The following is a 13,077-nucleotide window of genomic DNA, read 5'->3' on the forward strand; positions in this document are numbered from 1 at the left end:
CGCCGAAGACCGCGTCGAACTTCAGCTGCTGGATCGCCTCGGTCAGCGGGACGGTCTGCAGCGGGTTGCGGACGCCGTCGGGGCGCTCGCGGAGCGTGCCGGCGTCGATGTACTCCTGGACGGAGGCCACGTGCAGGCGCAGTCCGTGCCGGGCGACGGCGCGGTCGCGGTAGGCCAGGACCTCGGGGAAGTTGTGGCCGGTGTCCACGTGCAGCAGCGTGAAGGGGACCGGCGCGGGCGCGAACGCCTTCAGCGCCAGGTGCAGCATGACGATGGAGTCCTTGCCGCCGGAGAACAGGATCACCGGCTTCTCGAACTCGCCCGCCACCTCACGGAAGATGTGCACCGCCTCCGATTCGAGGGCGTCGAGGTGCGACAGCGCGTAGGGCGCGTCGGTCTCTTCGTGCAGGTGAGCGACGGTGGCCGTCATGCCAGACCCCTCTCGGTGAGCAGAGCGTGCAGGGCCGATGCCGACTCCTGCACGGTCTGCGTGTGCGACTCGATGCGGAGGTCCGGGGATTCCGGAGCCTCGTACGGGTCGTCGACGCCGGTCAGACCGGAGATCTCGCCCGCCGCCTGCTTGGCGTACAGGCCCTTCACATCACGCTCGGAGCAGACCTCGACCGGGGTGGCCACGTGGACCTCCAGGTACGAGGTGCCCTCGGCGGCGTGCCGCTTGCGGACGGCCTCGCGGCTGTCCGCGAACGGCGCGATCACCGGCACGAGCGCCTTGACGCCGTTGCTCGCGAGGAGTTCGGCGACGAAGCCGATCCGCTGCACGTTGGTGTGGCGGTCCTCGCGGGTGAAGCCCAGGCCGGCGGAGAGGAACTCGCGGATCTCGTCGCCGTCGAGGACCTCGACGCGGTGGCCCTCGGCGCGCAGCCGCTCGGCCAGCGCGTAGGCGATGGTGGTCTTGCCCGCGCTCGGCAGACCGGTCAGCCACACGGTGGCGCCCTGGTCGCTCACGCTCATCTGCTTCTCCGTCGGTTCTCTGCTGTCCGTGGTCGTCATCAGCCGTGCAGTCCGCACTCGGTCTTGGCCCGTCCGGCCCACCGGCCGGCCCGCGCGTCCTCGCCCTCCGCCACCCGGCGGGTGCAGGGGGCACAGCCCACCGAGGCGTAACCGTCCATCAGCAGCGGGTTGGTCAGGACACCGTGTTCCGCGACGTACGCGTCCACGTCGTCCTGCGTCCAGCGGGCGATCGGGGAGACCTTGACCTTCTGCCGCTTCTCGTCCCAGCCGACCACGGGGGTGTTCGCCCGGGTGGGGGACTCGTCGCGGCGCAGGCCCGTCGCCCACGCCTCGTACGCGGCCAGGCCCTCTTCCAGCGGCTTGACCTTGCGCAGTGCGCAGCACAGGTCGGGGTCGCGGTCGTGCAGCTTCGGGCCGTACTCCGCGTCCTGCTCGGCCACCGTCTGCCGCGGGGTCAGCGTGATGACGTTGACGTCCATCACGGCCTCCACCGCGTCGCGGGTGCCGATCGTCTCCTCGAAGTGGTAGCCCGTGTCCAGGAAGACGACGTCCACGCCGGGGAAGGCGCGGGAGGCCAGGTGGGCGACCACCGCGTCCTCCATGGAGGAGGTCACGGCGAACTTCCCGCCGAAGGTCTGCGCCGCCCACGTGAGGATCTCCAGTGCGGAGGCGCCCTCCAGGTCCCGGCCCGCCCGCTCGGCCAGTTCCTTCAGTTCCGTGAGACGGGTGTCTTGAACGGTGGTCATATCTCGTCCCCTCCAGCGGTGTTGGACCGGACACCCCGGGCCAGCAGCCCGAGGTACTTCAGCTGGAAGGCTCGGTTGCAGGCCCTGCATTCCCAGGCGCCGTGACCCGTCTCGTGGGGAAACAGGTCCTCGTCGCCGCAGTAAGGGCAGTAGAACGGTGCGGCGCGCTCGCTCATGAGAGGTCCTCGTCGGCGGCGCGGCCCACCCAGGCGGCGAAGCGCTCGCCGTCCTCGCGCTGCTCCTGGAAGCGCGTGACGACCCGCTCGACGTAGTCCGGCAGCCCGGCCGAGGTGACCTTGAGGCCTCGGACCTTGCGGCCGAAGCCGGCCTCCAGGCCGAGGGCGCCGCCCAGGTGGACCTGGTAGCCCTCCACCTGCTCGCCGTCGTCGTCCAGGACCAGCTGGCCCTTGAGACCGATGTCCGCCACCTGGATACGGGCGCAGGCGTTCGGGCAGCCGTTGATGTTGATGGTGAGCGGCTCGGCGAAGTCCGGCAGGCGGCGCTCCAGTTCGTCGATGAGCGAGGCGCCGCGCGCCTTGGTCTCGACGATGGCCAGCTTGCAGAACTCGATGCCGGTGCACGCCATGGTGCCGCGGCGGAACGGGGACGGCTTGACCCGCAGGTCCAGCGCCTCCAGCGCCTCGACGACCGAGTCCACCCGGTCCGCCTCGATGTCGAGCACGATCATCTTCTGCTCGGCGGTGGTGCGCAGGCGGCCGGAGCCGTGCTGCTCGGCGACGTCGGCGATCTTGGTGAGGGTGGCGCCGTCCACGCGGCCGACACGGGGGGCGAAGCCGACGTAGAACCTGCCGTCCTGCTGCTGGTGGACGCCGACATGGTCGCGCCACTGGCCGCTGGGCTGCTCGGGTGCGGGGCCGTCGGTCAGCTTGCGCTTCAGGTACTCGTCCTCCAGGACCTGGCGGAACTTGGCCGGACCCCAGTCGGCGACGAGGAACTTCAGGCGGGCGCGGGTGCGCAGGCGCCGGTAGCCGTAGTCGCGGAAGATCGAGATGACGCCCTCGTAGACGTCCGGGACCTCGTCGAGCGAGACCCAGGTGCCCAGACGGACGCCCAGCTTGGGGTTGGTGGACAGGCCGCCGCCGACCCAGACGTCGAAGCCGGGACCGTGCTCGGGGTGGTTCACGCCGACGAAGGCGATGTCGTTGATCTCGTGCGCCACGTCGAGCAGCGGCGAGCCGGAGACCGCCGACTTGAACTTGCGGGGCAGGTTGGAGAAGTCCGGGTTGCCGACGATGCGGCGGTAGATCTCGTCGATGGCGGGGGTGCCGTCGATGATCTCGTCCTGGGCGATGCCGGCGACGGGCGAGCCGAGGATGACGCGGGGCGTGTCACCGCAGGCCTCGGTGGTCGAGAGGCCGACGGCCTCCAGGCGGCGCCAGATCTCCGGGACGTCCTCGATCCGGATCCAGTGGTACTGCACGTTCTGGCGGTCCGTGAGGTCCGCGGTGCCGCGCGCGAACTCCTCGGAGATCTCGCCGATGACGCGGAGCTGCTCGGTGGTCAGCCGGCCGCCGTCGATGCGGACGCGCAGCATGAAGTACTTGTCGTCCAGCTCCTCCGGCTCCAGGATCGCGGTCTTGCCGCCGTCGATCCCGGGCTTGCGCTGGGTGTAGAGGCCCCACCAGCGCATGCGGCCGCGCAGGTCGTTGGGGTCGATCGAGTCGAAGCCGGCCTTGGAGTAGATCGTCTCAATGCGTGTCCGCACGTTGAGACCGTCGTCGTCCTTCTTGAACTGCTCGTTGCCGTTGAGGGGCGTGTGGTGTCCGACGGCCCACTGGCCCTCGCCGCGGTGACGGCCGGTCTTGCGGCGCGCTGCGGCTGCGGGGGCGGCTGCGGGCGTTTCGGGGGTGGCGGCCATGACGGGTACGTCCTTCTTCAACGGCTCAAGGCGGGGGCAGGGGGAAGCGGCGGCGCGCCCCTGTCACGCTGGAGTCTCTGAGCAGGTGTGGCTGATTACCGCCCTTTTGCCGGGTTTGCCGGCGAGCGTGGGCGGTGTTCGGCCTCAAGGGGCTTGCGGGTGATCGACGTGTCCGCGGCAGCGGGGACTACGGCGATGTGCGGCGGTGGCTGGTTCCGTCAGCGTGCCGGACAGATGGCGCTGGACATGCGGCCGAGGTCGACGTGCCGCCGACTCACCAAGGCAATTCCAGCTCCATTCATGGCGGAAGCGTGTCATGCGCCGATTGGAGGAGTCCACTAGTGTCCACGATCCGGACGAAGTCGTCCCGAATCCTGGGACCGCGTGATCGGCGTCACCCCGGAGGGGGCTTTCGCGCAGGTGGGAGCGGGTGTTCCGGGGATCGGCCTGGCGGCCCCCACGAGGGGCGGAATCCGGCCTCCGGATCGTCTCCACGCTACCCCGGGGCGGGGCGGGGCGGGGCGGGGCTCGGCCGGGGCGGGCCCGGATGCGCCGGAGCCCGGGTCCCCGTGGCGGGGACCCGGGCTCCGGTGGGCGCGGCGTGAGGTGCCGCGTGCGGGTGCCGCATACGGGTGCGGTGCGGTGCGGTGCGCGGGTGCGGTGCGCGGAGGGGGCCTACGCGCCCGGCCAGGGGCCCGGGGTCGGGGTCTCCTGCTTCTCCTCGGTCTCGGTCCTGAACACCTTGAAGCCGCGGCGCTGGTAGTTGGCCATCGCCGTCGGGCCGTCCTGGCTGCAGGTGTGGACCCAGACCCGCCGGGTCCGCTCCCGCTCCGGCCAGCGGTCCGCGAGGTCCCAGGCGCGGGCGACTCCCAGCGACAGAAGGTGTCCGCCGATGCGGCGGCCCCGGAAGTCCGGGAGCAGTCCGAAGTACATGATCTCCACCACCCCGTCGGGCTGCGGGTCGAGCTCCACGTACCCGGCCGGGGTGCCCCGGTCGTACGCCACCCAGGTCTCCACGCCGGGCCGGTCCAGCTGCTCCACCCACTGGGCGCGGGTCAGCGACAGCCGGTCCGTCCAGTGGATGTCCCCGCCCACCGAGGCGTACAGGAAGCGGCTGAACTCCGGCGAGGGGACCTCCGCGCGCTCCACGCGGATCTCGGGGCCCGGGACGGCCGCGGTGACCAGATCCTCGGGCGAGGTCATTTCGAGGGACCAGGTGGTCAGAGTGATGGTGCTCATGCGCCTCAGGGAACCACACCCCCCGGTCACGGCCGGGGGGTCCCCCTGCCCCCACCGTGCCCCAGGCGGGACCGGACCACCGCGGGGGCGGTGGAGTGGGGGAGCAGCAGGTCGGGGTCCTCGGGGCGGATCAGCTCCACCTCCACGTCCTCCGCGAAGCGGTACGGCCGGTGGGTCAGCACCCCGGCGAGGTGGCGGCGGACCCGGGACAGCTCGGCGCGGACCGTCACGGTGCGGGCCGGGTCCCCGAAGAGTTCCGCGGCGAGTTCGGCGGCGGTGCGCCCGGCCGGGGCCTCCGCCAGCAGGAACAGCAGCTCCGCGTGGCGCGGGGTGAGCTCCTGGGACCAGCTGCCCGCGGCCCCGTACACGGTCGCCGACCAGGCCCGCGGCCGGCTCAGGTCCAGTACGACCCGGCTCACCGCCGCCCCGGCCGCGCAGGGCTGCTCCAGCCGCAGCAGCCAGCCGCCGGGCAGCGGCTCCGCCACGCAGTCGCCGAGCTGCGGGATCCACAGCCGCCCGGGCCCCAGCCCCTTCGGCAGCGGGATCCGGTCGGCGGGGGCCAGCCCCGTCACGGCGGCCGTCCAGCCGTGCGGGTCCACGGCCACGGCCCGCCCGGCCAGCCGGGCCAGCAGCGGGGCGGCGACCGACCGCAGCCGCTCCAGGGACTCAAGGTGGCGCACCCGCAGCTCGTGCTCGGCGAGCCGGGCCACCGAGGTGACCCAGGCCAGGGTCGCCGGGTGCATGGTGGCGAGCGGCCCGCTGACGTCGACCACCCCCAGCAGCCGCCCGTCCCGGGGATCGGACACGGGTGCGCCCGCGCAGGTCCAGTCGTGGTGGCTGGAGACGAAGTGCTCGGCCGAGAACACCTGGACGGGCCGCCGGGCCACGAGCGCGGTGCCCACCCCGTTGGTGCCGACCACCGCCTCGTCCCAGTCGGCCCCCACCGCGAAGCCCAGCCGGTCCGCCTTGCGCAGGATCGTGCTGTGCCCCTCCCGCCACAGCAGCCGCCCGTCGGCGTCGGCGACGACCATGATGTGCAGGGCCTCGTCGAGGGCGGGCAGCAGTCCCTCGCGCAGCACCGGGAGTATCTCCCGCAGCGGGGAGACCTGCCGGCGTTCCTCGGTCTCGGCGGCGGACAGCAGCCGCGAGCGGGCGTCCCGGTCGGGGTGCACCCCGCCGGCCAGCATGCGCCGCCAGGACTCGGCGATCTCCGGGCGGGGCGCGGCCGGAGGGCGGTCCCCGGCCAGCGCGGCGGCCCGCACGCCCTTGAGCAGACGCGCCGCCTCCCGCGCGTCCATGGCCGCGATGCGCGCCACGTCGACCGTGCCGCCTGAGGTGTGGGCCACCGGATCCTCCCCGTGCTGAACAGGACGTACTGCGGAGGCGTCCCCGCGGTCCCGTCCGTGCCCGTTCCCCAGGCACGTGCGGCGGGCACCTTCCACACCGAAGGGTCGCAGGGTTGCAACGGTATGCAACCCTCGCCAAGCCCCGGTCACCCGACCGAAACTATCGGCACGCCGCCGAGCGGCGTGGCAGCTCCTTCCTCGGGGCTTCTCGGATCGCGGGGTGGTGCCGAGTCGGCGCGGCGCCACCCCCGGTCCCACCGTGGCGGGCCCGGATCCCGGCGCTGAGCGGTTCGGGTCGTGGTGGTTTGGGGACCACGGCGGCCCAGGGGGACCGCTTTCAGCCCGTGATCCGCGCCCGTGCCACCACCGATGCCAGGTCCAGGGTGTGCGGCAGCGTCCCGAAGGCCGCGCCCCGGTCCCCGCCGAGCCGGGAAGCGCAGAACGCGTCGGCCACCTCCGGCGGCGCCCACCGCACCAGCAGCGATCCCTGGAGCACCAGGGCCATCCGCTCCACCACCCGGCGGGCCCGCGCCTCGATCCCGTCGAGGTCGGCCAGGTCGGTCAGCAGGTTCCTGATCGCCGCGTCCAGCCGGTGGTCGGCGCCCCGGGCCAGCCCGACCTCCTGGAGGAAGGCGTTCAGGGCCTGCGGCTCCCGCTGGAGCGCGCGCAGCACGTCCAGGGCCTGGACGTTGCCCGACCCCTCCCAGATCGAGTTGACCGGGGACTCGCGCAGCAGGCGGGGCAGTACGGACTCCTCCACGTAGCCGTTGCCGCCCAGGCACTCCAGGGCCTCGGCGACCATCGGCGTGCACCGCTTGGTGACCCAGTACTTGGCGGTCGGCACCGCGAGGCGCAGGAAGGCCCGCTCCCGGTCCGTACCGGCGTCGTACGCGGCCGCGAGGCGCAGGGTGAGGACGGTCGCCGCCTCCGACTCCAGGGCGAGGTCGGCGAGGACGTTGCGCATCAGCGGCTGGTCGATGAGCGGTGCTCCGAAAGCAGAGCGGTGCTCCGTATGGTGGACGGCCTGTGTCAGGGCCTGCCGCATCAGCGAGGCCGAGCCGATCACGCAGTCCAGCCGGGTCGCCGAGACCATCCCGATGATGGTCCGCACCCCCCGGCCCTCCTCGCCCACGAGCCGCGCCCACGTCCCGTCGAACTCGATCTCGCCCGAGGCGTTCGACTTGTTGCCCAGCTTGTCCTTCAGCCGCTGGATCGCGAACGCGTTCCGCGTCCCGTCCGGCAGCACCCGCGGCACCAGGAAGCAGCTCAGCCCGCCCGGTGCCTGCGCCAGCACCAGGAAACCGTCGCTCATCGGCGCCGAGCAGAACCACTTGTGCCCGGTCAGCAGGTACTCCCCGGAGGCGTCCAGCGGCACCGCCGCGGTGGTGTTCGCGCGGACGTCGCTCCCGCCCTGCTTCTCCGTCATCCCCATCCCGAAGAGCACCCCGCCCTTCTGCGCGGCGGGCCGCAACCCCTCCTCGTAGACGTGCGAGGTCAGCCGCGGTTCCCACTCCGCGGCCAGCTCCGGATCGGCCCGCAGCGCCGGTACCGCCGCGTGCGTCATCGACACCGGGCAGCCGTGCCCCGACTCGGCCTGCGACCACAGGAAGAACCCGGCCGCCCGCCGCAGGTGCCCGGCGGGCCGGCCCCAGGCGTCGGTGAGCCCCGAGGTCACCGCGTGCCCGAGGAGGCGGTGCCACGCGGGGTGGAACTCCACCTCGTCGATCCGGTGCCCGTACCGGTCGTGCGTACGCAGCACCGGCGGATTCCCGTTCGCCTGCCGGCCCCACTCCTGGGCCTGCGCGGAACCGGCCGCCCGGCCGAGCGCGGTGAGCTCCTCGCGCACCTCGTCCCGGAGGCCGGCGTCCACGTCCGCGAGGTGGCGCTCGACGCCCTCGGTGAGGGCCCGGTCGCCCAGGTAGGCCTCGTATCCGACGAGCGGCGGGGCCTGGTTGCTGACTGTGTGGGTGGTGGCTGCCATGCGGATACGGTAAGGACGTGCAGCCAGCAAAAGAAACAACCGAGCGGATCCCGGGACGGCTCCATCGGGCCCGCGTCCTCTATCGCAACGTCTCCAAGCGGAAGATGGCCTGGCTGCTGCTCAAGGACACCGTCAACTCGTGCGTCGAGTACCGGATCCTGGGGCTCGCGGCGGAGGCGGCCTTCTTCACCCTGCTCTCCCTCCCCCCGCTCTTCCTCGGCCTCCTCGGCCTCCTCGGCTACGTCGACGGCTGGACGGACACCCAGTCCGTGCAGAGCATCGAGGAGAACATCCTGCGCGCGGTCGGCACCGTCCTGTCCGACCGGGGCGTCAACGAGATCGCCAAACCCATGCTCGACGACGTCACCAGCCGCGGCCGCCCCGACCTGATCTCCCTCGGCTTCGCCTTCGCCCTGTGGTCCGGTTCGCGCGCCGTCAACGTCTTCATCGACACCATCACCGTCATGTACGGGCTCGACGGACAGCGGGGCATCGTCAAGACCCGGCTGCTCGCCTTCCTCCTCTACGTCGTCGCCCTGCTGATCGGCGCGATCGTGCTGCCGCTGATGGTCGTCGGGCCCGACGCGGTGGTACGGCTGGTGCCCTGGAGCACGGAGGTGATCGCGGTCCTGTACTGGCCCACGGTCACCCTGCTCTCGATCGCCTTCCTGACCACCCTGTACCACGTGTCCGTGCCCGTCCGCTCGCCGTGGATCGAGGACGTGCCGGGCGCGCTCGTGGCCCTCGCGATGTGGGTCCTGGGCTCGTTCCTGCTGCGGATCTACCTCACCAACACCGTCGAGGGGCCCACCATCTACGGCTCCCTCGCCGCGCCCGTCGCGATCCTGCTGTGGATCGGCATCTCGGCCTTCGCCGTGCTCGTCGGAGCGGCCGTCAACGCCGCCATCGACCGGGTCTGGCCCTCGGTGGCCACCGCCGCCGCGCGCGAGGCGAACGAACGCGTCCGCGAGGCCGAGGCCGCCCAGCTGGTGGCGCGGGCCGCCGCCTGGCGGGCCCTGGCCGAAGGGGAGTCCGAGGACGACGAGGACGCCGGGATGCCGTCGGAGTTCCCGGAGCGCTGGTCGAAGTTCCTGCCGCCCGAGGACTACGGCTCGCGGCTGCGCAAGCACTGACGCGCGCCGGGCCGGGCGGCGCCGGGCCGGGCGGCGCCGGGCCGCGCGGGGACCGGGTGCGACGAGGCCGGGCGGCGCGGGGACCGGGTGCGACGAGGCCGGGCGGCGCGGGCACCGGGCGGCCCGGCATAGCCTGGTGGCGTGTACGAGGAAGCACCGTCGGCCGCCGTCGCCGGAGCCGTGGTCTGGCGGGCCCGGGGACCCGGCGGGGTCGTGCTGCCCGACGGGTGCATGGACCTGCTGTGGGCCGGGGGCCGACTGCTGGTGGCCGGGCCCGACACCGGGCCGCACCCCGCCGGGGAGGTCCCCGGCCGGGCCTTCGCCGGGCTGCGGCTCGCCCCCGGCACCGCGCCCACGCTGCTCGGCGTACCGGCGCACCGGCTGCGCGACCGGCGGGTGGAACTCGCCGACCTGTGGCCCGCCGCCGAGGTGCGCCGGCTCACCGAACGGATCGCCGCCCACGAGGACCCGTGCGCGGGCCTCGAAGCACTGGCGCTGGCCCGCGCCCGCGCCCTGGGCCCGCCCGATCCGCTCCCCGCGCTGGTGACGGCCCGGCTGCGGGCGGGCCGGCCGGTGGCCGGCATCGCCGACGACGTCGGCCTCGGCGAACGCCAGCTGCGCCGGCGCTGCCTCGACGCCTTCGGCTACGGGCCCCGCACGCTGGGGCGGGTGCTGCGCCTCCAGCGGGCCCTGGCCCTGAGCAGGCGCGGGCTGCCCCAGGCCGAGGTGGCCCACACCGCCGGGTACGCCGACCAGGCGCACCTGGCCCGCGAGGTGCGGGCGCTGGCCGGGACCACCCTCGGGGCCTACCGGGCGGCGTCGGAGGGGGCGAACAGCGAGACCCCGCAGCCGTCGGGGTCGAGGACGACCGCGTAGCGCTGGCCCCAGAAGGCGTCCCAGGGCTTCAGGTGCCCCGGATGACCGGCCTCCGTCAGCTCGGCGTACAGCGCGTCCACCTCTGCGGGGGAATCGCACAGGAATGCCAGTTCCCGGCGGACGCCCCCGGTGGGCGGGGTCCACGAGGGGTCGAAGGAGCGCACGACGTCCTCCGTGTCCCAGGCGATCCGCAGGCCCCCGGGCAGGGCGGCCTCGACGTGCGGCTGCGAGTCGGCGTCGGCCGGCACGTCCAGGCCGAGCCGGCGGTAGAAGGCGAGCGAGGCGGCCATGTCGGAGACGACCAGGCCGATCATGTCGAGTCGTGGAGTCATAGCGGCAGGCTAGGCAGGCCCACCGGCCGGCGTCTTGAAGGAAACGGACATCTTTCCGGAGGGGGCCGGGAGGTCCTCGGGGGCGCCGGGTACGCCCTTCTCCACCCGTGGGTGGAGAAGGGCGTCTCCACCCCGGATCCACCCGCGTTCCACCCCGGAGCCGATCACGGCGGGCCCCCGCGTTCCTAGCGTGGACGGCATGGACATCGCACGCGTTCTGCTCATCGCCCTCGTCGTGGTCTTCGTCGTGGCCCGCCGGTTCGGCGGCCGGCCCCTGAAGGACCGGGGCCGTCTGTGGGTGCTGCCCGTCGTGCTGGTGTTCGTCGGCGTCAGCGGCGGCGGGCTCGTCGCCCCCGCCCACCCGCTCCTCAGCCTGGTGCTGCTCGCCGCCGAGATCGGCGTGGCCTTCGGGCTCGGCCTCCTGATGGGCCGTGCCATGACCGTGTGGCGGGAGCCCGACGGGCAGCTCTGGGCCAAGGGCAACAAGGCGGTCCTCGCCCTGTTCGCGGTATCCCTCGCCGCCCGGGCCGCGCTCGCCCTGCTCGGCTACGCCGTGGGGATCACCCCGCACACCGGGGCGCTGCTGCTGACCCTGGCCGGCTGGGTCCTCGCCCAGGGACTGGCCCTGGCCGCCCGTTCCCACCGGATCCCCGCAGCGGCGTGAGGCCGTTCGCGCGGACCCGCTCCGGCCCGGTCCGGGCCGGAGCCGGAGGGGACCGCCTAGAGTGGGCAGACATGTCACACCGGCTGCCCGTACTCACGAACACGCAGGTCAGGGTGGCCGTCCTGGTGGCGGTCCTGGCCTGGTTCCTGCACGGCCTGCTCTTCCCGCCGCCCGGCACCGCCGCCGTCGCCTGCGGACTCGCCGGGCTGGCCCTGATCCTCCTGGGCGCCACGATCGCGGACGGCACCCCGGCCGGCGGATGGGTGCTGGGCGCGGGCCTCGCCGCCGCCTGCGCGACCGGCCTGCTGGCGCCCGCCACGCCCTGGGTCGTCCTCGTCTTCGTCGTCTGCGGCCTGGCCGCCGGACGCCTGGGCGGTGCCGTCAGCGCGCTGCTGCTCGGCACCGGACTGGCCGCCGTCCTCGCCGTCACCCTCCTGCGCGGCCGGGACACCTCCGAACTGTGGAACCTCGTCGGTCTCTGCGGGATGTACGCCTTCGTCCGCGCGGCCCGCTCCCGCAAGGCCGCCGCGGAAACCGAGCGCCAGCGCGCGCTCCTCGCCGAGCGCGCCCACGTGGCCCGCGAGGTCCACGACATCCTCGCCCACTCCCTCTCCGCCCAGCTCATCCACCTGGAGAGCGCCCGCCTGACCCTGGCCGCCGGACGCTACGAGGGCGCCGCCGCGCTCGTCGACCGGGCCCGGGCGCTGGCCAAGGGCGGCCTGGAGGAGACCCGCCGGGCCGTCGCCGCGCTGCGGGGCGACGTACCGCCGCCCGGGGAGGCGCTGGCCGCCTTCGCCGAGGAGTACCGCCTCGCGACGGGCTCGGCGTGCGCCCTCACCGTCACCGCGGGCCCGCGCCCGCTGTCCGCCGAAGCGGCCCTCGCCGTGATCCGCACCGCACAGGAGGCCCTGACCAACGCGGGCAAGCACGCCCCCGGGGCCGACGTGGACATCACCCTCGCCCATCCCGGCGACCGCTACGAGCTCTGCGTCACCGACTCCGGGGGCACCGGGCCCGCCCCCGTGCCCGGACTCGGCTCCTCCGGGGGCGGATTCGGACTGGTGGGCATGGCGGAGCGGGCGGAACTCATCGGCGCCACCCTCGACGCCGGGCCGTACGGCACCGGTTTCCGCGTCCGACTGGAAGGACCCCTCGCACCGTGACCGCCGACAGCATCCCGACCCGCGTCCTGGTGGTGGACGACCAGACCGTCGTGCGCGAGGGCCTGGTGCTCCTGCTCGGCCTGCTGCCCGGCATCGAGGTCCTCGCCTCCGCCGCGGACGGCGCCGAGGCCGTCCGGCTCGTCGCCGAACACGCCCCCGACGTGGTGCTGATGGACCTGCGCATGCCCCGCGTCGACGGGGTCGAGGCCACCCGGCTCATCACCGAACGGCACCCCGGCACCGCCGTCGTCGTCCTCACCACCTACAGCGACGACGCGTCCATCATGGACGCCCTCAAGGCCGGGGCCCGCGGCTACCTCACCAAGGACGCCGACGCCGAGGAGATCGCCCGCGCGGTGGCCGCCGTCCGCGAGGGCGGCACCGGTCTCGGCCGGGCCGCGCAGGAACGCCTCGTCGCGGCCGCCGTGTCCGGCCCGTCGCAGCGCTCCCGCCCCACCGGCCTCCCCGACGGCCTGACCGCCCGCGAGGGGGAGGTGCTCACCCTGATCGCCGAGGGGCACTCGAACCCCGAGATCGCCCGCCGGCTGACGATCTCGGAGTCCACCGTCAAGACCCACATCAACAACCTCTTCGCCAAGACGGGCGTGCGGGACCGCGCCCAGGCCGTCCGCTACGCCTACCGGCACGGGCTGGCCTGAAAACCACAGTCCGCGGTCGGCCGAAACAAATCGGTGGCTGCGCCGTACGGGGTGCCCTATGGTTTCGCACGTCAGGGAGCGCGGCGA

15 protein-coding genes are annotated in these 13,077 nt (G+C 73.7%); 5 read left to right on the forward strand and 10 right to left on the reverse strand.

Annotated elements, in window-relative coordinates; all coding sequences use genetic code 11:
- The 9 genes from ACZ5D2_RS37460 to ACZ5D2_RS37500 form a co-directional block, all read right to left on the reverse strand.
- A partial coding sequence (locus ACZ5D2_RS37460; protein ID WP_468935796.1) for a phosphoadenosine phosphosulfate reductase domain-containing protein occupies window positions 1–430 on the reverse strand: 430 nt, incomplete at its 3' end.
- The gene (cysC, locus tag ACZ5D2_RS37465; protein ID WP_350993795.1) at window positions 427–972 is read right to left on the reverse strand and encodes an adenylyl-sulfate kinase; all 546 of its coding nucleotides are present in this window, start codon (window positions 970–972) and stop codon (window positions 427–429) included. The genes ACZ5D2_RS37460 and cysC, both read right to left, overlap by 4 nt.
- A gap of 38 nt (window positions 973–1,010) precedes the next feature.
- A complete protein-coding gene (locus ACZ5D2_RS37470; protein WP_468935798.1) occupies window positions 1,011–1,718 on the reverse strand; it encodes a phosphoadenylyl-sulfate reductase in 708 nt (235 codons plus the stop codon).
- Complete coding sequence (locus ACZ5D2_RS37475; RefSeq protein WP_266843340.1) at window positions 1,715–1,894, reverse strand: hypothetical protein; 180 nt, start codon at window positions 1,892–1,894, stop codon at window positions 1,715–1,717. Before ACZ5D2_RS37475 ends, ACZ5D2_RS37470 begins: the two co-directional genes overlap by 4 nt.
- A complete protein-coding gene (locus ACZ5D2_RS37480; RefSeq protein ID WP_371676081.1) occupies window positions 1,891–3,597 on the reverse strand; it encodes a nitrite/sulfite reductase in 1,707 nt (568 codons plus the stop codon). The genes ACZ5D2_RS37475 and ACZ5D2_RS37480 overlap by 4 nt, the downstream gene beginning before the upstream one ends.
- Window positions 3,598–3,815: 218 nt before the next feature.
- Window positions 3,816–3,899 (reverse strand): putative leader peptide, encoded by an 84-nt coding sequence (locus ACZ5D2_RS37485; RefSeq protein WP_312847410.1) that lies wholly within the window; start codon window positions 3,897–3,899, stop codon window positions 3,816–3,818.
- Between the two features lie 373 nt (window positions 3,900–4,272).
- Window positions 4,273–4,836: a GNAT family N-acetyltransferase gene (locus ACZ5D2_RS37490; RefSeq protein ID WP_468935803.1), complete on the reverse strand. Its 564-nt coding sequence runs from the start codon at window positions 4,834–4,836 to the stop codon at window positions 4,273–4,275.
- A gap of 26 nt (window positions 4,837–4,862) precedes the next feature.
- On the reverse strand, window positions 4,863–6,134 hold the full coding sequence (locus ACZ5D2_RS37495; RefSeq protein WP_371681125.1) for a GAF domain-containing protein: 1,272 nt from the start codon (window positions 6,132–6,134) through the stop codon (window positions 4,863–4,865).
- Between the two features lie 385 nt (window positions 6,135–6,519).
- Window positions 6,520–8,163 carry an acyl-CoA dehydrogenase family protein gene (locus ACZ5D2_RS37500; RefSeq protein ID WP_468935806.1) on the reverse strand — a complete coding sequence of 548 codons (1,644 nt, stop codon included), beginning with the start codon at window positions 8,161–8,163 and terminating at the stop codon, window positions 6,520–6,522.
- A 17-nt stretch (window positions 8,164–8,180) separates the two neighbouring features.
- On the opposite strand from ACZ5D2_RS37500, the gene ACZ5D2_RS37505 reads away from it, so the two are divergent.
- Together ACZ5D2_RS37505 and ACZ5D2_RS37510 are read left to right on the forward strand one after the other, a co-directional pair.
- On the forward strand, window positions 8,181–9,296 hold the full coding sequence (locus ACZ5D2_RS37505; protein WP_371676078.1) for a YihY/virulence factor BrkB family protein: 1,116 nt from the start codon (window positions 8,181–8,183) through the stop codon (window positions 9,294–9,296).
- A gap of 141 nt (window positions 9,297–9,437) precedes the next feature.
- Window positions 9,438–10,172, forward strand: a complete 735-nt coding sequence (locus ACZ5D2_RS37510) for a helix-turn-helix transcriptional regulator (RefSeq protein WP_468935810.1) — start codon at window positions 9,438–9,440, stop codon at window positions 10,170–10,172.
- Here ACZ5D2_RS37510 and ACZ5D2_RS37515 read toward each other — a convergent pair.
- On the reverse strand, window positions 10,103–10,504 hold the full coding sequence (locus tag ACZ5D2_RS37515; RefSeq protein WP_266843348.1) for a VOC family protein: 402 nt from the start codon (window positions 10,502–10,504) through the stop codon (window positions 10,103–10,105). The two genes, ACZ5D2_RS37510 and ACZ5D2_RS37515, sit on opposite strands and share 70 nt — an antisense overlap.
- A 199-nt stretch (window positions 10,505–10,703) precedes the next feature.
- Here ACZ5D2_RS37515 and ACZ5D2_RS37520 point away from each other — a divergent pair, with 199 nt between their 5' ends.
- The 3 genes from ACZ5D2_RS37520 (at window position 10,704) to ACZ5D2_RS37530 (ending at window position 12,990) form a co-directional block, all read left to right on the forward strand.
- The gene (locus ACZ5D2_RS37520; protein WP_371676076.1) at window positions 10,704–11,168 is read left to right on the forward strand and encodes a CcdC protein domain-containing protein; all 465 of its coding nucleotides are present in this window, start codon (window positions 10,704–10,706) and stop codon (window positions 11,166–11,168) included.
- 71 nt (window positions 11,169–11,239) lie between these two features.
- Window positions 11,240–12,331 carry a sensor histidine kinase gene (locus ACZ5D2_RS37525; protein WP_468935815.1) on the forward strand — a complete coding sequence of 364 codons (1,092 nt, stop codon included), beginning with the start codon at window positions 11,240–11,242 and terminating at the stop codon, window positions 12,329–12,331.
- Window positions 12,328–12,990: a response regulator gene (locus ACZ5D2_RS37530; RefSeq protein WP_371676074.1), complete on the forward strand. Its 663-nt coding sequence runs from the start codon at window positions 12,328–12,330 to the stop codon at window positions 12,988–12,990. Before ACZ5D2_RS37525 ends, ACZ5D2_RS37530 begins: the two co-directional genes overlap by 4 nt.
- The last annotated feature ends 87 nt before the right edge of the window (window positions 12,991–13,077 follow it).

The sequence above is a fragment of the Streptomyces sp. NPDC031479 genome, assembly GCF_055581065.1.